The following is a 17007-nucleotide window of genomic DNA, read 5'->3' as shown; positions in this document are numbered from 1 at the left end:
ATCTCACCGAGCATATTCATAATTACGAGGGAGATCGTCCGATGGTTCACGGAGGGAGACGTACGGTTGCGTGAGTCCGTGGCCTTCTGGATCGACGAGCCGGGCGTGGGGGGCCTGCGCCGCCAGTCGATCGTCGATCCAGGCGAGGGTGAGGTGCTCGTGCGCAGCAGGTACACCGGCATCAGCCGCGGCACCGAGACCTCCGTCTTCCTGGGGCGCGTGCCGGTCAGCGAGCACGAACGGATGCGCGCCCCGTTCCAGGAGGGCGACTTCCCGGGGCCGGTGAAGTACGGCTACCTCAACGTCGGCGTCGTCGAGCAGGGGTCCGAGGCCCTGCGCGGGCAAACGGTCTTCACGCTCTTCCCCCACCAGTCCGTCTTCGTCGTTCCCGCCGACGCCGTGGTCCCCGTGCCGCGCGATGTGCCGGCTCGTCGTGCGGTCCTCGCCGGCGCCGTCGAGACGGCGGTGAACGTGCTGTGGGACGCGGCCCCCCTGATCGGCGACCGCGTCACGGTCGTGGGCGCCGGCATGATCGGATGCTGCGTCGCACGACTCGCCCGCGGCATCCCCGGCGTCGACGTGGTGCTGGTCGACGTGGATGCGTCGCGTCGCTCCATCGCGGATCGACTGGGCGTCCGCTTCGCCGAACCAGCGGATTCACCGCGTGATCGGGACCTGGTGATCAACACCAGCGGCTCGGAGGCCGGACTGCAGCTCGCCCTCGACTGCGTCGTGACCGACGGCGAGGTGATCGAAGCCAGCTGGTACGGCGATCGACCCGTCACGCTCGCACTCGGTGCCGACTTCCACTCGCGCCGGCTGACGATCCGATCGAGCCAGGTCGGTGCCGTGTCCCGACATCGGCGGGCCACACGATCGACGCGCGACCGCATGATGCTCGCGCTGGAGCTGCTGCAGGATGCGGTCTTCGACGTCCTGCTCACGGGCGACTCCCCGTGGACCGAACTCCCCGCCGTCATGGCGGGGCTCGCCGACGGGCGGAGTACGACGCTCTGCCACACGATCGATTGGACGGATGCCCCGTGACCTTCACCGTGACCGTGCGAGACCACATGATGGTCGCCCACAGCTTCTCAGGAGAGACCTTCGGCCCCGCGCAGCGCCTGCACGGAGCGACCTTCATCGTCGACGCGTCGTTCCGTGCCGACGACCTCGACGCCGATGGCGTCGTCATCGACATCGGACGAGCATCCGAGATGCTTGCCGAGATCACCGCTTCGCTGACGTATCGCAACCTCGACGACGAACCCGAATTCGCCGGGATGAACACGACGACCGAACGCCTGTGCCAGGTCATCGCCGATCGCCTCGCCGAACGCGCCGCGGACGGACGACTCGGATCGGCGGGCGGGAGGCTCTCGTCGATCGAGGTCACCCTCCACGAATCCCATATCGCCTGGGCGAGCTACGAACGGCGCCTGTGAACCGCATGATCGACACGACCGTGCACTTCATCGTCCCCGAGGGCATCGACGACGATGTGCGCGTCAGCGGCGGAAACGTCTACGACCGGCGCCTCGCTGAAGCGCTGCGAGCGCGAGGTCTCCTCGTGCGCGTGATCCCGGTTGCATCCGGCAACGTGGCGGATGCCGCCCGCGTGATGTCCGCGCTTCCGCGGGAGGGGCTCGTCCTGATCGACGGATTGGTCGCCGTCGCGGCATCCGAGGCGCTGGAGGCGAACTCGGCACGCCTTCGGATCGTGGTGCTGGCGCACATGGTCGCGAGCGCGCTGCCCGGGCCGCTCGGCGAAGCCGAAACGGCCGGGCGCGAGCGCGAGGCCCTCCGTGCCGCGCGACGCGTGATCGCCACCAGCGAGTGGACACGAGCCGAACTCGTGGCACGTGGACTGGCGGAGCCCGATCGGACGGCCGTCGCTCGTCCGGGCGCCGACCCGGCTCCGGCGGCGACCGGATCGGAGTCGGGCGGCCACCTCGTCTGCGTCGGCGCGGTCACCCCGCACAAGGGACAGGATGTGCTCGTCCGGGCGCTGGCGGGTCTGACCGACCTGCCTGACTGGACCTGCACGATCGTGGGCTCGCTCGACGCAGACCACGACTTCGCGATGGAGATGCTGGCGGCGATCGGATCCACGGGACTCGGTGAGCGAGTCAAGGTCACGGGAGTGCGCACGGGTCGACGACTCGCCGACGTGTATCGCGCCGCCGACCTCGTGGTGGCGTCATCCCGCGTGGAGAGCTACGGCATGGTCATCGCCGAGGCGCTCGCTCGGGGCATCCCGGTTGTGGCAGCCAACGTGGGTGGCGTGCCGGAGGCGATCGCAGGGAACGCGGCCGGCATCCTCATTCCGCCCGACGATCCCGTCGCACTGCGGGCGGTCCTGCGCCGCTGGCTGGAGGACCGCGAGTGGCGTGCCGGGCTCGCGTCCACGGCGCTGCGTTCGCGCAGGGTGACGAGAACCTGGGACGACGCCGCGGCCATCGCGGCCGGCGTGCTCAGCGAGGTCCCCGCGATCGACGTCATCGGATCCGAAGGGCGGGGTGCCGGATGAGCGAGATCATCGAGGTCAGCAGTGACTGGCTGGCGCTTCGCGAAGCCGAGGACGCGCGCGCCCGGTCCCGGGAACTCGCGCGCGCAGCCGCTCGAAGGCTTCGATCGGGTCCGATCGTGATCCACGATCTGGGCAGCGGAACCGGCTCGATGATGCGCTGGCTGGCACCGCTGCTGCCCGGCCCGCAGACCTGGGTCCTGCATGACTGGAACCCGTCGCTCGTCGACTGTGCGGCGAACGGCGCCGTCCCGGTCGATCGTCGCGGGCGACCGGTGTCGGTCCATACCCGCTCCGGAGAGCTCGCACAGCTCGATCCCGACGATCTCGAGGGTGCTTCGCTCGTGACCGCGTCCGCCGTGCTCGACGTCCTGACGTCCGACGAGCTGGGCACCGTCGCCCGCGCCTGCGTCACCGTCGGATCCCCGGTTCTGCTGACCCTGAGCGTCACCGGGAAGGTGCGACTCGACCCACCGGATCCTCGCGATGACGCCTTCGCCGCCGCCTTCAACGCCCACCAGGAGCGCCTGGTGGGTGGCCGCCGGCTCATGGGACCCGCGGGCGCCGCCCTCGCGCAGCGCCTGTTCCTCGAGGCGGGATGGCACGTTCGGGCGGTCACCACCCTCTGGCGGCTGGGCGGGCACGACCCGCTCTTGGTCGAGCAGTGGTTCGACGGATGGTGGGATGCGGCACTCGAGGAGCGCCCCGATCTCGAGGTCGAAGGTGCACAGTACCGCGCCACACGTTCGACGCAGATGCGTCGAAGCGCGCTCGCCGTCACCGTCGCGCACACCGACCTGCTGGCGTGGCCCTGATGCTTCCGTCGGCCAGCGCCCGCGCGCCCGCGGTCCTGTCGTCGAGGTGGGTCCGCCTCATCGCACGTTCCGTCATCGGCCTCGGCATCCTGGTCGCGGTCGTCGCCCACGTGGGATCGGAGCCGTTCCTGCACGGGCTGTTCAGCATCGACCTGCGCGTGATCGCGGTGGGCTTCGCGCTCGCGTTCGTCGCCACGGTCGCCGCGGCCTGGCGGTGGAGCGTCATCGCGAAGCGGCTCGGCGTGGGGCTCCGCTTCCCCGAGGCCGTCGCCCTGTATTACCGATCGCAGTTCGTCAACTCCGTCCTTCCCGGCGGGGTGATCGGTGACCTCCAGCGCGCGGTCACGCAGGGCCGGAGCGTGGGCAACGTGGCCCGGGCGGCTCGTGCCGTCGTCATCGAGCGCTCCGCGGGGCAGGTGGTGCAGATCACCCTCGCGGTCATCGTCCTCGCGTGGTCGGGCCTGGAGCTCGGCGGGTTCCTGCTCCCGGTCCTCGCCGTCTCCTTCGCGGTGCTCGTCCTGCCCGCGCTCGCCATCGTCGCCGTGAGCGCTCGTGCGAGGCGAGCGGTGCGATGGGAGCTCGGCGAGCTCCGGGTAGGCATCGGATCCCCGGGTGCGCTGGTGCGCGTCGTCGTCGCGTCGACGGTCGTCGTGGGATGCCACGTCGCGATCCTCGGTGTCGCGGTCGTGGCGGTCGGGGCGAGCGTGCCACCACTCCACCTCACCGCACTCGCGCTGGTGATCCTGATCGCCGGGTCGATCCCGTTGAACATCGGCGGATGGGGTCCGCGAGAGGGCGTCGCCGGCTGGATCTTCGCCATCGCCGGGCTCAATGCCTCGACGGGCGTCGCGGCATCCGCCCTCTTCGGCGTTCTCGCGATGATCGCCGTTGCGCCCGGTCTTCTCGTCGCAGTGATGTACGCTCTTCGCCGGGCTCGAACCCCCGCACCAGCACCTGCCGTGGTTCTCGCCAGCGCTCACCGAGGAGTGGAATCTTGATCGACAGGCCCTACGTCATCCTCAGCGCCGCCATGTCCATCGACGGGTACCTCGACACGGCGTTCCCACCGCGTCTCGCGCTCTCGAACGAGGCGGATTTCGACCGGGTCGACGAGGTGCGGTCGCGCAGCGATGCCATCCTGGTCGGCGCACGCACCGTGCGCCTCGACAATCCGAGGCTGCTCGTGCGCAGCGAGGAGCGACGGATCAGGCGCGAAGCCGAAGGCCTGTCGCCGTCGCCGTTGAAGGTCACCGTGACCGCGACGGGTGACCTCGATCCGCGGTCGCAGTTCTTCACCTCGGGAAGCACGCCGAGACTCGTGTACTGTCCGAGATCGGTGGCCCCCGGCATCCGTGACCGCCTCGGTGAACTCGCGACCGTCGTCGCATTGGGCGACGAGGTCAGCATGGCCGACGTCGTCAGCGAACTCGGCGACCGCGGCGTTCGTACGCTCCTCGTCGAAGGGGGCGGCACGATGATCACGCAGTTCCTCACGTCCGAGCTCGTCGATGAGCTGCAACTCGCCATCGCCCCGTTCTTCGTCGGCGACCGGCGAGCCCCCCGGTTGATCGGCGAGGGCACGTTCCCGTGGACGCCCGATCGGCACGCGGTCCTCGCAGAGAACCGGCGGGTCGGCGACATGGTGCTCCTGAGGTATGCGCTGTCGGACCGATGCGTCACGTGAGCGCAAGCGCGACAATGGGTGCCATGGCCGAGAACAAGACCCAGCCGACGGATGCCTCCGTCGAAGACTTCCTCGACGCAGCGACGCCTGCGCGACGCCGCGACGACGGCAAGGCACTCGCCGAGATCTTCCGCGACGTGACCGGCACCGAACCCGTCATGTGGGGCCCGTCGATCGTGGGATACGGGAGCTATCGCTACGTCTCGCCCGCGAATCCCCGCAATCAGGGCAATTGGCCCAAGACCGGATTCTCGCCGCGCAAGGCACAGCTCTCGATCTACGGCATCAAGGACCTTCCCGAGGGTGCGGCCCTCCTCCCCTCGCTCGGGAGATACACCGAGGGCGCCGGGTGCGTGTACGTGAAGAAGCTCGACGACATCGACCTCGACGTGCTGCGCCGGCTCATCGCGATCGCCTGGTCGCGCGGCGACGACCCGGCGCGCTGATGCGCGCTCGGCGAATGCGGTGATGAGCGGGGTCGTACACGGCTCGCGGACCAAGTCAAGCCCGTCGCCTTCCCAGACTGCCCGGCATACGTTCGGGGCATGGACCGACACGATTCACGCCCACATGACCCTCGCCCGGTGAGCGAGACCGGCGAGGAGATCCGAACCACTCCGGCGCGACGCGGACTCTTCTTCGGCCTGGGCGCAGCACTGACACTGGTCGGCCTGATCGGCGTCGCGATCTACGCGTTCATGCCGCGCAACACCCCCGCCGAGGGCGAGGGGACGGCGGACGGCCTGCTCCAGTCTGGGCTCATCATCGGCTCGGCGGTGCTCACCGGGATCGGCGTGCTCCTGCTGGTCTGGGGTTTCGTCATGAGCACCCGCGCCCGTCGCGAGGCTGGCTGACGGGCTCGCCTCATCACCGGCTGGCGGTGGCACGATCAGGCCGGTGGGGGCTGTCTCGTCGTGCCGGTCGCCCCCATCCGCACCCTCGTCGTGAGCGGCGTCTACCGCTTCTCGCCGCGTTCGTCGGCTTCGTGAAGGTGTATGAAGAGCCCACACTCACCGACACCTACGGCGAGCAGTACCTCGAGTACCGACGTCACGTGCCGGGGCGGCGGCCGGCGACGCACGCCGTGGCGGGCGTGACACAGCAGCTGTCCCCGACCCGCTGCATGGCGCTCTGCCGGTCCGAGCTGTCCTGGAGCGAAACGCGAGCGGTGGTCCGGTTGGATTCGGACCCTCCGCGGATGGGAATTCACGTTGAACGACAGAAGCCCCGGTAAGAAACCATTTCTCACCGAGACTCCATGGTCGGGCTGACAGGATTTGAACCTGCGACCCCTTGACCCCCAGTCAAGTGCGCTACCAAGCTGCGCCACAGCCCGATGCCATCCGATCCGTCGGAAGGCAACTCGACCATCATAGCGGCATCTGTGCGGCGGCTCGTGCACGGGTGAGTGGCTACGGGTCTCGATACGGGTCGCGCTTCGCGCGGCCCCACTCGACCACCGAGAGACCCGCTTCGCGCGGCCTACTCGACCACCGGCAGACGCGCTTCGCGCGGCCCTACTCGACCACCGGCGAGCGCAAGCCCTCGACGCCCCGCGGCATCCGGAGCAGACTGACGGCAACGCGCACGTCGACCGAGGGGAACACCATGGCCCGCATGATCGCCGACCAGCTCGTCGCCCAGCTCATCGATGCCGGGGTCGATCACATCTACGGGATCGTCGGCGACTCGCTGAATCCCATCGTCGACGCCGTGCGTCGCAGCGGTGGCAAGGCGAAGGGCGGCATCGACTGGATCCACGTGCGCCACGAGGAGGCCGGAGCGTTCATGGCCGCCGCCGAAGCGCAGCTCACTGGTCGGCTCACGGTCTGCGCCGGCAGCAGCGGACCGGGCAACCTGCATCTCATCAACGGTCTCTACGACGCGCACCGATCGAAAGCGCCGGTGCTCGCGATCGCGACCGACATCCCGAGTGCGGAGATCGGCAACGGCTACTTCCAGGAGACCCATCCCGAGCGTCTGTTCATCTCGTGCTCCGACTACTGCGAGCAGATCGCGACCGCCGAGCAGTCGCCGCGCGTGGTCAACTCGGCGATGCGGCACGCGATCGCGGGGCCGGGCGTCGCCGTGATCATCATGCCTGGCGATATCGCCGAGTTCGACGCGTCCGCCTCATTCCCGCCGTTCGTTCCCACCGAGCGGCCGAGCATCGTTCCCGGCGAAGGCGACGTGCAGCGTCTCGCCTCGGCGATCGACACGGCGAGGACGGTGGCGATCTTCGCGGGCGCCGGCGTCGAAGGCGCGCACGACGAGGTGATCGCGTTCGCCGACCTCGTGAAGGCCCCGGTCGGGCACTCGCTGCGCGGCAAGCAGTGGATCCAGTACGACAACCCGTTCGACGTCGGCATGACCGGCCTTCTCGGATACGGCGCCGCCCACGCCGGTATCCACGACGCCGACCTGCTGCTCCTGCTCGGTACCGACTTCCCGTACGAGCAGTTCCTGCCCGACGCCGACAAGGTCGTCATCGCCCAGGTCGACACGGACGCCAGGCACCTCGGCCGGCGCACGAGCGTCACGCTCCCGGTGCACGGCGACGTGCGAGCGACCCTCGTGCGGCTGTCGGAGCTCGTGAAGCCGAAGAAGAGCCCGACCTTCCTCGACCGCACCCTGAAGAAGCACCAGAAACTCCTCGACTCGGTCGTCGGCACCTACACCGACGTCGACACCACGATGCCCATCCACCCCGAGTACGCGATCACGCTCATCGACGAGGCCGCCGCCGACGACGCCGTCTTCACGGCCGACACCGGCATGGGCAACGTGTGGCAGGCACGATACGTCACGCCCACGGCGCGCCGGCGGATCATCGGATCGTTCATCCACGGCTCGATGGCCAACGCGGTCCCCCACGCGCTCGGCGCCCAGATCGCCTACCCCCAACGCCAGGTGGTCGCGATCGCCGGCGACGGTGGTCTCTCGATGCTGCTGGGAGAGCTCATCACCGCGGTCGCCTACCACCTGCCGATCAAGGTGTTCGTGTTCAACAACTCGACCCTCGGGCTGGTCAAGCTCGAGATGCTCGTCGACGGCTTCCCCGACTTCGGGGTCGACGTGCACGGCGTCGACTACGCCGCCATCGGCGAGGCGATCGGCTTCCATTCGGAACGCGTCGAGGACCCGCGGGACCTGCGTGGCGCGGTGGCCGCCGCCTTCGCGCACGACGGTCCCGCCCTCGTCGACATCGTGACCGACCCACGCGCCCTCTCGCTGCCGCCGGCGATCACCGGCGAGCAGGTGAAGGGGTTCGCCCTCGCCATGTCGAAGATCGTGTTGACCGGCGGCGCGGCCGAGGCGGTCGCGATGGCGCGATCCAACATCCGGCACCTGCCCGGGCTCTGACGTCACACACCCGAACGTGAAAACGTATGAGAATCCGGGCTATGGATGCCCTGGGGGGCGCATGCACTGGATTCTCATACGTTTCCGGCAGATGCCGTCGCCGTGTCGAGGAATCGCCCTCTCTGCTAGGAGAAGTCCTCTCCCCCGCTGCTCAGGCGGCCGCGCGGCATCCGGACTCACAGGTACTTGCGCACCTCGTCCATGAAGGCCCGCGGGTCGTCGACCCAGAATCGCAGCCCGGTGATCGTCTGCTCGCCGCCCTTCGGCGCATGCCCGGGCAATCGCACCGCCGTCGGCCGCTCGAGCTCGACTTCGATGTTCGTCTCGTCGGCCATGCGGAACACGAGCGTGCGCGAGTCGCCCTCCTCTTCGAGCCTGGGCGACTTGGGCTCGTCGACCCGTGTGTTGCGGGACACCGACGCGATGTCGTCCCAGCTGAACGGGAGGTCGATCTCGAGGCCCTGGCGCACCCGGAGGCCGTCGGGCCCCACGGTGTATGGCCGCATGAGGTACGCGCAAAGGAAGCCGATCATCCAGGTCACGCCCCAGATACCGAGGATCAGGAACGGGATGCGCACGGCCGGCCACGGGTGCACGATGAGGTCCACGATCGGGATCTCGATCGCCGACAGCACGATGAAGACGATCAGCACCGTGAGCACGGGCTTGTGGTAGCTGAAACCCGCGGCGCCGCGCGGTATCGCCGGCCGGCGCGCGATGAAGCGGCCGATGCTCGCGTAGATGCTGAGCTCGAGCAGCAGCGCACGCTTGAGGAACGCGCCGACGCGACGCCAGACGGATGCCGCGGGGCGGATGTCGACCGACGCGCTCACGCCCTTCTCCCTTCGCGTTCGGCGCGGCGCGCTTCGTCGGCGGCGATCAGCTCGCGGAGGCGACCGGCGATCGCATCGATGCCTCGCTCGAGCGCCGGCCGATCAACGGGGTCGACGGCCCCGAGCAGGTCGGCCGTGAGGTCGGCGTGCTCCTGCTGCATCCCGCGCATCATGCGCTGAGCGGATGCCGCGAGCGACACGATCGTCGACCGCCGATCATTGGGATGCGGCGACCGCGCGACGTGCCCGGATGCCTCGAGCGCATCGACGAGGCCGGTGATGTTTCGCCGGCTGACCTCCATGCGCGTCGCGAGCTCATGCTGGCTCATCGGACCGCTGTGCGCCAGCTCCCACAGGAGCCGCACGCGAGCCGGCGTGAGCCCGCTGTCGTCGTTGCCCCTTGCCATGTCCTTCTGGAAGAGCTCGCTGATCTCGAGCAATCGGTCGAGCACCGTGGGCTCATGCACCATATGCTGATGGTACTACACTGTTACCTGACTTCACGAATGGCGATCGTCGACTGTTCATGTCGGGGGTGCGGACTAGCGTGAAGCCATGCCAAGCATGCCGACCGACGAAGCCCAGGCGAGCGAACTGCGTGTCGTGCCCGCAGGCGAAGCTCCGTTCGAAGACGTCGAGACCGTGTTCGGTACTCGCGGCGACCCCGCGCACTGCTGGTGCCAGTGGTACAAGATCCCCGGATCCGACTGGCGCAGCGTCGGCGACGAGGCGCTTCGCGAACGCCTCGAGGCCCAGCTGGCGGCATCCGACTCGGGCCCGGGCTTGCTCGCCTACGACGGCGAGACGCCCGTCGGCTGGTGCGCGGTCGAGCCCCGGCCCAATCTCGTGCGGATTCCGCGAAGCCGCATCATCGCGGCTGGCACGCGGCATCCCGACTTCGACGACCCGACCATCTGGGCGGTCACGTGCTTCGTGATTCCGCGCGCGCACCGACGCAAAGGCGTGGCCCGTGCCCTCGCCGAGGCCGCGGCGAACTTCGCCTTCGAGCACGGCGCTCGCATCGTCGAGGGCTATGCGGTCGACACCGCCGCCCGTCCAGGTGCGGCGGCGGCAGACCTGTTCCACGGCACACTCACCATGTTCGTGAACGCGGGGTTCGACGAGGTGGCACGGCCGAAGGCCGATCGGGTCATCCTGGAGCGTCGCCTGCGGGACTGAGCAACAGGCCGGCCCGACCTGCCGTCAACGCTTCGCCCGGCCACGCAGATCGTGCCGGATCGGCTCAGACCACCCGTTGCCTGTCGATCGGTACTCCAACAGCCCTGGTGTCGTCGTCCCCACGACGACCGTGACCCCGGCGGGCAGGGCCGCAATTCCCGGAAAGCGGTCCTGGCCCGGCATCGGGAGCTCCACCCCAGCGACGATGGCATCGCCGACTACCTGCGCGGTTCCGATGATGGCGCGCTCCTCCGAGCTCGAAACACGGACCCACGCCAGATCTCGTCCCGACCCCACGAGCCGCTCGATGCCGGCGACCGGCACGGAGGAACGCACATCGCCGTCGGCCGCCACCAGCTCGACCGCGTCGGATGTCGCGACACCGAGCATCCCGTCAGCGAGGGCGCGCGTGATGCCCGCGGTCGGCGCAGGCCATGGCGTCGACGGGACCACCTCGACCGGTTCCGCACCCCCGACGTGGTACACCGTCATGGCGGCGTCGTCGTCGAGCCAGCCCGCGACGATCACCCGGCGTCCAACGCCATCGCACGACAGTTCGTCAGGCTCGAATTGCACCTGCGCGTGACCGGCCGCCCGCCCGGCTGCCATGTCGGCCCACACCATGACACGGCCGTCGGTGGTGGCCGCGCTCACCAGGTTTCCTGCAACGGCGACTCGATGCACCTCTTCGGCCTCCACCGTGACCGGCTCTCCATCACCGCGCCAGGTCAGCAATCCCTCCCCGCCGAGCACGATGGCACCGCCGCCGGCATCCGCGCACTCCCACGCGTGATCGGGCGTGACGTCCACGCGCGGGCCATGGGGCGTCGACCACCCGACCGATCGATCACTCAGCTCGAGCAGGCTCCCGGTGTCGGGATCGATGATCCCCCGCGCCACGGTGGGACTCCGGGTCATGTCCGGCCACCGCTCATCACAGCGCCCGGAACTCTGCGAGGAGCGTGCCCGACAGATTGCTCGACGCGCTCGCGTTCAGGTCGGTGTTGGTCTTGATCGTCGCTCGATCGAGGGCGTCGAGTGCACCCATGGCGCGCTTCACGGCGGCAGCCTTCACGTTCTCGGGCCCGGTACCCGCCCGGAACAGGTCGTCGGCCGCGCAATCCGCCGGCGTGCATGCCGCGATCGCCTCATGCAGGCCCTCGATCCGCACCGAGTTGATCGGATTGAACGAAGCCGGCTTCTTGTACCCGACGACCATGGTTCGCCAGGCGGCGCGCTTGCCCGCATCGGGGTCGTTCCAGTTCGCGCGCACGTACGGGTACAGGTCCTTGTACTTCCAGAGGTTCAGGAAGATTGCGTACTGGCGCTCATTCCACGTGAACCCCTTGGCGCGCACCCGGCGACGCGGCGAGTACCCGGCGTACCCCCCGTCGACCCAACGCGCGTTGAGCTCCGACTTGTACCTTCCCTCGTCGGTCGCGGGATGGTGGTCGGCGGTGTGCTGCACCTCGTGCTTGATCGTCTCGTAGAACGCCTTCCTGCCGCTCGGCACCGGGTCGACCACGGTGATGGCACCGGCCGGTGCCGAACCCCCTGAAGGCGCCTCGATCGCCACATTCGTGTTGTCGAACGTCGTCTGGCCCCTGAGCTTGCGCAGGTAGGGCACTTGGCGCTCGCTCAAGGCACCGAGGGGGTGGCCGAAGATGGCGTAGAACCGCTTGGGTGATCCGTTCGCCTTCACCCGGGCAGCTGAGTCATGGGTCTTCGTGGTGCAGTAGAGCTTGATCCTGCCCGAGAGGCACCACTCGGCCGAGTTCCGCAGCACCTTGTCCCTCGACTGGGCGGCCGCCGATTCGAGCCACCGCTGCATGGCGGCACGACCGGCGTTGTTGTAGTCCAACGCTCGCTGGTACGCCGCGGTCCCCTCCGTCACGAGGAGCTTCTTGCGGCGCTTCGTCGAGCCGCGGAACGGATACCCGCCCGCGTACCCTCGTTTCATCCTCGTCAGGCCTGCCAGGAAGCCGGGCACGAGCGCAGGATCGACGGTACGGCCGACGCCTTCGATGACCGTCTCCCCGGCCTCGAACTCGTCGTTCGTGACGTGGTGTTCCTCGTGCAGCAGGTTGAGCACGAGGTCGACGTCGGCCGCATCGTTCGTCTCGCCGACGCCGACGCCGGCGACCAGGTTCGCCTTGAACAGGGTCTTGGCCATCGGCTCCGAGACGGACTGGATGTCGCAGCGGTCGATGGCGGCCGTCGTGTTGGAGATGTCGCCGGCCATGATCCGGCCGGTTCGCGCGGCGATCCGGGCTTTGTCGGCAGCGGCATCGGAGGCGGTGAGCACCCCCAGCGCGATGAGCCGCTTCTGCGCCAGTTCAACGGCTTTGCGCTCATTCGTGCCGGGGCCGTTGAAGTCCGTGACCCTGCCGCCCCCGAACATGTACAGCTGCGTGCGCTGCACCACGGGTCGCAGGGTCAGCACGCCGCTGACGGCGCGATTCCCCGCGGCCGACTGCAGGTGCAGGACCGGGGCTCGGGCGCCGGGGACGCGGTCGGGCGTGCGTGACGGGCGCGCGCGTTGCACGGCGCGGATCTGCCGTTGTCCGTCGGCCGCACCATCGCGGCCACGCACCTCCCGATGCATACTCCGAACTCTGACCCCATGGCCGGGTTCCTGCAAGGTCCATTCGGGCACCGTGCGGTGCCGAGCGGTCGACGCACGACCGAGAGGGCGCACCGCGGCTCCGCTTCAGTCGGCCAGCGAGCGAAGCGTCTTCACGACGTCGGGCAGGTCGCCCAGATGCGCTGCCGCGCGTGCGTCGGCTTCCGCCGCGAGGCGCTCGAACACCAGCGCCGCACCGCCCTCGTGCGCGGCACGCGCGGCCGCGCGGCGCACGTGTTCGGCGAACAGCACCTCGTCGCGATGATCTCCGAGTAGGTCGTGCAGGTCGTCGCCGACGTCGGCGAGAGCGGCGATACGTGTGCCGAAGAGCTCGACGGGCTCGGTGGTGACCGCCTCCGCCGCGTACCGCAGCCGGCGACCGGCCTTCCGCACCTCGTGCAGCCGGTCGGTGTCGCCGCCCCCGTCGAGGCGATCGGCGCGCTTCAGCGTGCGTCGCGCCTCCTTCCGGATCAGCTTGCGGAGCACCTTCCGCCCCGGCCTGGAGGCGACCGGAGCGAACGGCGGATCGTCGAGGAACGAGGCGAGTTCCACACGGCGGGCGGCCGCGCGCGGCAGGCCCTGACGTTCGACGAATCGCGCGTGGGTGAGACGGTAGGCACGCCGCTCGGCGTCGATGAGGCGAGTCTTCACGGCCTCGAGCTGCTCGTCGTCCTCGACGAGCCCGTCACGGACGGCCGCCTCGAGCGCCCGCTCGGCCACCTGGACGCGGACCTCGATGTCGCGCACCACGCCGAGCTCGTCACCGAGCGCACCGAACCGCCGGCGGAGCGCGATGGTCGGGGCGGCATCGAAGACCGGCGCGTACGCGCCGAGCAGGCTCCGGATCCGCCGAACGTGCGTTCGCAGTTGGTGCACCGCGTCGGGCTCGTCGGCGCGCGCGGCGGGCTCGAGCTCCCACATCCGATCAGCGACGGCTCGCAGCGCGGTTACGACGGCGGTACCGGCGTCGAGATCGGCTTCGTCGACCATGGCGCCATGCTATGTGCTCAGGCGTCGATCACGATCCGCTTGACGCGAGCGGCGTGGCCGCGCCTGATTCGCACCCGGCTTCGCGGGACGCCGTAGTACTCGGCGACGGCCGCCACCACGCCGGCATTGGCTGCGCCGTCGACGGCTCGTTCGCGCACGAAGATGATCAGTGACGCGGCCGGGTCGTCAGGCGTCTCCTCCACCAAGGGACCCTTCCGGCTGCCGGGCTTCACCCGCACCGTCACCTCGAATGTCTCCGACACGACGTGCTCAGTCCCTCGGCTCGCAGATCACGAGTGGGATCTGGCGCCTCGTGCGACGTTGGTATCCCGCATAGCCGCCGTACGCGTCGACGACCCGCGGCCACAACTCCGCACGTTCCTCGGAGTCGGCGGTCCTCGCCGTCATGCGCCGGGTCACGCCATCGACCGTGAGCTCGACCGACGGCTCCCCGACGAGGTTGCCGTACCAGGCAGGATTCCGATCATCGCCACCGCGCGACGCGACGAGCACGAAGCGGTCGCCGTCGACCACCGGCGCCGACAGCACGACCCGCCGAGGCAGGCCGCTGCGCCGTCCGGTCGTCTGCAGCAGCACCATGGGCATCCCGACCGCTCGAGCGCCCACTCGCCAGCGGGTCAGCCGGAGGATGCCCGCGTGCATACGGGGCAGCGCGCGGAACAGGAAGGCGGAGAATCGCCCGAATCGCGTCATCCGGTGCCCCTGCTCGAGCGTGCTCAGCGCTGTCGCCGCTCGCGCACGCGCATGTTGATCACGATGGGCGAGCCCTCGAATCCGTAGAGCTCGCGCAGCCGGCGCTGGATGAAGCGGCGATACCCGGGGTCGAGGAATCCGGTCGTGAACAGCACGAAGGTCGGCGGCCGGCTCGCCGCCTGGGTGCCGAACAGGATGCGCGGTTGCTTGCCGCCGCGAACCGGGTGCGGATGCTCCTGCGTGAGCTCCGTGAGGAACGCATTGAACTTGCCCGTCGGGATGCGCGTGTCCCACGACTCGAGCGCGAGCTCGAGGGCCGGTACGAGCTTCTCGAGGTGGCGCCCCGTTCTCGCCGAGATGTTCACGCGCGGCGCCCACGCCACGTGATGCAGGTCCTGCTCGATCTCGCGTTCGAGGTAGCGCCGCCGGTCGTCGTCGAGCAGATCCCATTTGTTGTACGCGAGCACGAGCGCTCGGCCCGACTCGAGCACGAGGTCGATGATGCGCACATCCTGCTCGGAGATCGGCTGCGAGACATCCAGCAGCACGACCGCGACCTCGGCCTTCTCGAGCGCCGCCTGCGTACGCAACGACGCGTAGAAGTCGGCGCCCTGCTGCAGATGCACCCGGCGACGGATGCCGGCGGTGTCGACGAACCGCCAGAACCTGCCGCCGAGCTCGATCTGCTCGTCGACGGGGTCTCGGGTGGTGCCGGCGAGTTCGTTCACCACGACCCGCTCCTCACCGGCCGCCTTGTTGAGCAGGCTCGACTTGCCGACGTTCGGACGCCCGAGGATCGCCACCCGCCGAGGACCGCCGAACTCCTCCTTCGCCACCGCGGAGACCTGGGGCAGCACCTTGAACACCTCCTCGAGGAGGTCTGCGACGCCGCGGCCGTGCAGGGCGGAGACCGGGTAGGGCTCGCCGAGGCCGAGGTTCCAGAGCGCGGCGGCCTCGGGCTCCTGGCGAGCGTCGTCGACCTTGTTCGCCACCAGGAAGACGGGCTTCTTGGTCTTGCGGAGCAGGCGCACGACGTGTTCGTCGGTCGCGGTGGCGCCCACGACCGCGTCGACGACGAAGAGCACGACATCCGACAGGTCGATGGCGACCTCCGCTTGGGCCGCCACGGATGCGTCGATGCCGCGAGCGTCGGGTTCCCATCCACCGGTGTCGACGACGGTGAAGCGCCGATCGAGCCACTCACCCTTGTACGACACGCGGTCGCGGGTCACGCCCGGCGTATCCTCCACGACCGCCTCCCGGCGCCCGAGTATCCGGTTCACGAGGGCCGACTTCCCGACATTCGGGCGACCCACGATCGCGATCACCGGCAGCGCCGGCAGGTAGCGGATGCCCTCCTCGCCTTCCTCCGAGATCTCGAGCACCTCGAGGTCGTCTTCGTCGAGCTCGTAGTCGGAGAGACCGGAGCGCAGCGCTGCTGCTCGCTGCTCCGCGAGGTCGTCGTCGACGTCGGCGAGGCGGTCGGCCATGTCGTCGTCGTCGATGACGGCCTCGTCGTCGAACGCGTCGCGCTGGTCGGTCATCGTGTCTCCTCTGAAGTCTGGTGCGCCGGTCCTCGGTCGCGGCGCTAGCGCACCGCCTCGGGCTGGGCAGCCCGGATGACCCCGACGACCGCCTCGACCGTCTGGTCGAAGTCGAGCTCCGTGGAATCCACCGTGGTGACGCCTTCTGCGGCGGTCATGAAATCCACGACCTTCGAGTCGGCCGCATCACGCCGATGGAGCTGCTCGCCGGCGGCGAGGGCCTGATCACCGACGAGTTCCGCCGAACGCCTCGCTATTCTAACCTCCTCGGATGCGGTGAGCAGGATGCGCACGGGGGCATCGGGGGCCACGACCGTGGTGATGTCGCGCCCCTCCACGACGATTCCCGGCCGCCGTTCGGCAGCCATGAGACCGCGGAAGACCTCGATGAGGTGCCGACGCACCTCGGGGACCCTGGCGACCCTGCTGACGATCGCCGAGATCGCCGGATCCCGGATCGCCATCGTCACGTCGACGTCGCCGACATGCACGGCGTAGCCGGTGGGGTCGGTGCCGACGCGCACGTCGAAGCCGTCGAGGGTCGAGATCACGGATGCCGCGTCGTCGGTGTCGACTCCGGATGCGTCGGCATGCCACGCGAGCGCGCGATATGCGGCACCCGTGTCGAGGAATCCGAAGCCGAGCCGGCGCGCGACCTCTTTCGAGACGCTCGACTTGCCGCTGCCCGCCGGGCCGTCGACCGCCACGACGAAGGGGATGACGGGGTTCGCCACT

At 69.4% G+C, this 17007-nt stretch carries 19 protein-coding genes and 1 tRNA gene; 10 read left to right on the top strand and 10 right to left on the bottom strand.

Annotated elements, in window-relative coordinates:
• Positions 1-78: 78 nt before the first annotated feature.
• From HUS56_RS12750 to HUS56_RS12715, 8 genes are all read left to right on the top strand, one after another.
• Positions 79-1047 carry a zinc-binding alcohol dehydrogenase gene (locus HUS56_RS12750; protein WP_254431443.1) on the top strand — a complete coding sequence of 323 codons (969 nt, stop codon included), beginning with the start codon at positions 79-81 and terminating at the stop codon, positions 1045-1047.
• Positions 1044-1445: a 6-carboxytetrahydropterin synthase gene (locus HUS56_RS12745; RefSeq protein ID WP_173923827.1), complete on the top strand. Its 402-nt coding sequence runs from the start codon at positions 1044-1046 to the stop codon at positions 1443-1445. The genes HUS56_RS12750 and HUS56_RS12745 overlap by 4 nt, the downstream gene beginning before the upstream one ends.
• 5 nt (positions 1446-1450) lie before the next feature.
• The gene (locus HUS56_RS12740; protein WP_254431508.1) at positions 1451-2530 is read left to right on the top strand and encodes a glycosyltransferase family 4 protein; all 1080 of its coding nucleotides are present in this window, start codon (positions 1451-1453) and stop codon (positions 2528-2530) included.
• Entirely contained in the window at positions 2527-3342 is an 816-nt protein-coding gene (locus HUS56_RS12735; protein WP_173923825.1) for an SAM-dependent methyltransferase, read from the top strand. Before HUS56_RS12740 ends, HUS56_RS12735 begins: the two co-directional genes overlap by 4 nt.
• On the top strand, positions 3342-4340 hold the full coding sequence (locus tag HUS56_RS12730; RefSeq protein ID WP_217424024.1) for a lysylphosphatidylglycerol synthase transmembrane domain-containing protein: 999 nt from the start codon (positions 3342-3344) through the stop codon (positions 4338-4340). The genes HUS56_RS12735 and HUS56_RS12730 overlap by 1 nt, the downstream gene beginning before the upstream one ends.
• Positions 4337-5026 carry a dihydrofolate reductase family protein gene (locus HUS56_RS12725; protein WP_173923823.1) on the top strand — a complete coding sequence of 230 codons (690 nt, stop codon included), beginning with the start codon at positions 4337-4339 and terminating at the stop codon, positions 5024-5026. The genes HUS56_RS12730 and HUS56_RS12725 overlap by 4 nt, the downstream gene beginning before the upstream one ends.
• 23 nt (positions 5027-5049) lie before the next feature.
• The gene (locus HUS56_RS12720) at positions 5050-5472 is read left to right on the top strand and encodes a DUF1801 domain-containing protein (protein ID WP_173923822.1); all 423 of its coding nucleotides are present in this window, start codon (positions 5050-5052) and stop codon (positions 5470-5472) included.
• Between the two features lie 138 nt (positions 5473-5610).
• Complete coding sequence (locus tag HUS56_RS12715) at positions 5611-5880, top strand: hypothetical protein (protein ID WP_173923821.1); 270 nt, start codon at positions 5611-5613, stop codon at positions 5878-5880.
• Positions 5881-6285: 405 nt separating this feature from the next.
• Here the strand turns inward: HUS56_RS12715 and HUS56_RS12710 are convergent.
• Positions 6286-6362: transfer RNA gene (locus HUS56_RS12710), tRNA-Pro, on the bottom strand.
• 272 nt (positions 6363-6634) lie between these two features.
• Here HUS56_RS12710 and HUS56_RS12705 point away from each other — a divergent pair.
• Positions 6635-8389 (top strand): pyruvate dehydrogenase, encoded by a 1755-nt coding sequence (locus HUS56_RS12705; RefSeq protein WP_173923820.1) that lies wholly within the window; start codon positions 6635-6637, stop codon positions 8387-8389.
• 176 nt (positions 8390-8565) lie between these two features.
• On the opposite strand, the gene HUS56_RS12700 is transcribed toward HUS56_RS12705, so the two are convergent.
• Both HUS56_RS12700 and HUS56_RS12695 read right to left on the bottom strand, forming a co-directional pair.
• Positions 8566-9222: a hypothetical protein gene (locus HUS56_RS12700; protein WP_173923819.1), complete on the bottom strand. Its 657-nt coding sequence runs from the start codon at positions 9220-9222 to the stop codon at positions 8566-8568.
• A complete protein-coding gene (locus tag HUS56_RS12695) occupies positions 9219-9692 on the bottom strand; it encodes a MarR family winged helix-turn-helix transcriptional regulator (RefSeq protein WP_173923818.1) in 474 nt (157 codons plus the stop codon). Before HUS56_RS12695 ends, HUS56_RS12700 begins: the two co-directional genes overlap by 4 nt.
• Positions 9693-9777: 85 nt before the next feature.
• On the opposite strand from HUS56_RS12695, the gene HUS56_RS12690 reads away from it, so the two are divergent.
• A complete protein-coding gene (locus tag HUS56_RS12690) occupies positions 9778-10401 on the top strand; it encodes a GNAT family N-acetyltransferase (RefSeq protein WP_217424023.1) in 624 nt (207 codons plus the stop codon).
• Between the two features lie 24 nt (positions 10402-10425).
• Here the strand turns inward: HUS56_RS12690 and HUS56_RS12685 are convergent, their stop codons facing one another.
• From HUS56_RS12685 to cmk, 7 genes are all read right to left on the bottom strand, one after another.
• Positions 10426-11319, bottom strand: a complete 894-nt coding sequence (locus HUS56_RS12685; protein ID WP_173923817.1) for a hypothetical protein — start codon at positions 11317-11319, stop codon at positions 10426-10428.
• A 16-nt stretch (positions 11320-11335) separates the two neighbouring features.
• Complete coding sequence (locus HUS56_RS12680; protein ID WP_173923816.1) at positions 11336-13006, bottom strand: hypothetical protein; 1671 nt, start codon at positions 13004-13006, stop codon at positions 11336-11338.
• A gap of 105 nt (positions 13007-13111) precedes the next feature.
• Positions 13112-14014, bottom strand: a complete 903-nt coding sequence (locus HUS56_RS12675; RefSeq protein WP_173923815.1) for a CHAD domain-containing protein — start codon at positions 14012-14014, stop codon at positions 13112-13114.
• Positions 14015-14031: 17 nt separating this feature from the next.
• Positions 14032-14277 carry a DUF167 family protein gene (locus tag HUS56_RS12670; RefSeq protein WP_173923814.1) on the bottom strand — a complete coding sequence of 82 codons (246 nt, stop codon included), beginning with the start codon at positions 14275-14277 and terminating at the stop codon, positions 14032-14034.
• Between the two features lie 7 nt (positions 14278-14284).
• Positions 14285-14728: a nitroreductase/quinone reductase family protein gene (locus HUS56_RS12665; RefSeq protein WP_217424022.1), complete on the bottom strand. Its 444-nt coding sequence runs from the start codon at positions 14726-14728 to the stop codon at positions 14285-14287.
• 23 nt (positions 14729-14751) lie between these two features.
• Positions 14752-16218, bottom strand: a complete 1467-nt coding sequence (gene der / locus HUS56_RS12660) for a ribosome biogenesis GTPase Der (protein WP_371808324.1) — start codon at positions 16216-16218, stop codon at positions 14752-14754.
• Positions 16219-16316: 98 nt separating this feature from the next.
• A complete protein-coding gene (cmk, locus tag HUS56_RS12655) occupies positions 16317-17006 on the bottom strand; it encodes a (d)CMP kinase (RefSeq protein ID WP_254431442.1) in 690 nt (229 codons plus the stop codon).
• Position 17007 lies beyond the last annotated feature (1 nt).

Source organism: Agromyces sp. Marseille-P2726, from assembly GCF_902809835.1.
In the GTDB taxonomy this organism is placed as follows: domain Bacteria; phylum Actinomycetota; class Actinomycetes; order Actinomycetales; family Microbacteriaceae; genus Agromyces.
Note: the sequence above shows the minus strand (reverse complement) of the source record. Positions and strands in the feature narration are given on the sequence as shown.

What these genes read in the sequence shown, in the direction of transcription:
- HUS56_RS12740 (WP_254431508.1), top strand. Translation starts at nt 1,451, where the DNA reads ATGATCGACACGACCGTGCACTTCATCGTCCCCGAGGGCATCGACGAC.
- HUS56_RS12735 (WP_173923825.1), top strand. Translation starts at nt 2,527, where the DNA reads ATGAGCGAGATCATCGAGGTCAGCAGTGACTGGCTGGCGCTTCGCGAA.
- HUS56_RS12730 (WP_217424024.1), top strand. Translation starts at nt 3,342, where the DNA reads ATGCTTCCGTCGGCCAGCGCCCGCGCGCCCGCGGTCCTGTCGTCGAGG.
- HUS56_RS12720 (WP_173923822.1), top strand. Translation starts at nt 5,050, where the DNA reads ATGGCCGAGAACAAGACCCAGCCGACGGATGCCTCCGTCGAAGACTTC.
- HUS56_RS12705 (WP_173923820.1), top strand. Translation starts at nt 6,635, where the DNA reads ATGGCCCGCATGATCGCCGACCAGCTCGTCGCCCAGCTCATCGATGCC.
- HUS56_RS12695 (WP_173923818.1), bottom strand. Translation starts at nt 9,692, where the DNA reads ATGGTGCATGAGCCCACGGTGCTCGACCGATTGCTCGAGATCAGCGAG.
- HUS56_RS12690 (WP_217424023.1), top strand. Translation starts at nt 9,778, where the DNA reads ATGCCAAGCATGCCGACCGACGAAGCCCAGGCGAGCGAACTGCGTGTC.
- HUS56_RS12685 (WP_173923817.1), bottom strand. Translation starts at nt 11,319, where the DNA reads ATGACCCGGAGTCCCACCGTGGCGCGGGGGATCATCGATCCCGACACC.
- HUS56_RS12680 (WP_173923816.1), bottom strand. Translation starts at nt 13,006, where the DNA reads ATGCATCGGGAGGTGCGTGGCCGCGATGGTGCGGCCGACGGACAACGG.
- HUS56_RS12675 (WP_173923815.1), bottom strand. Translation starts at nt 14,014, where the DNA reads ATGGTCGACGAAGCCGATCTCGACGCCGGTACCGCCGTCGTAACCGCG.
- HUS56_RS12665 (WP_217424022.1), bottom strand. Translation starts at nt 14,728, where the DNA reads ATGACGCGATTCGGGCGATTCTCCGCCTTCCTGTTCCGCGCGCTGCCC.
- der (WP_371808324.1), bottom strand. Translation starts at nt 16,218, where the DNA reads ATGGCCGACCGCCTCGCCGACGTCGACGACGACCTCGCGGAGCAGCGA.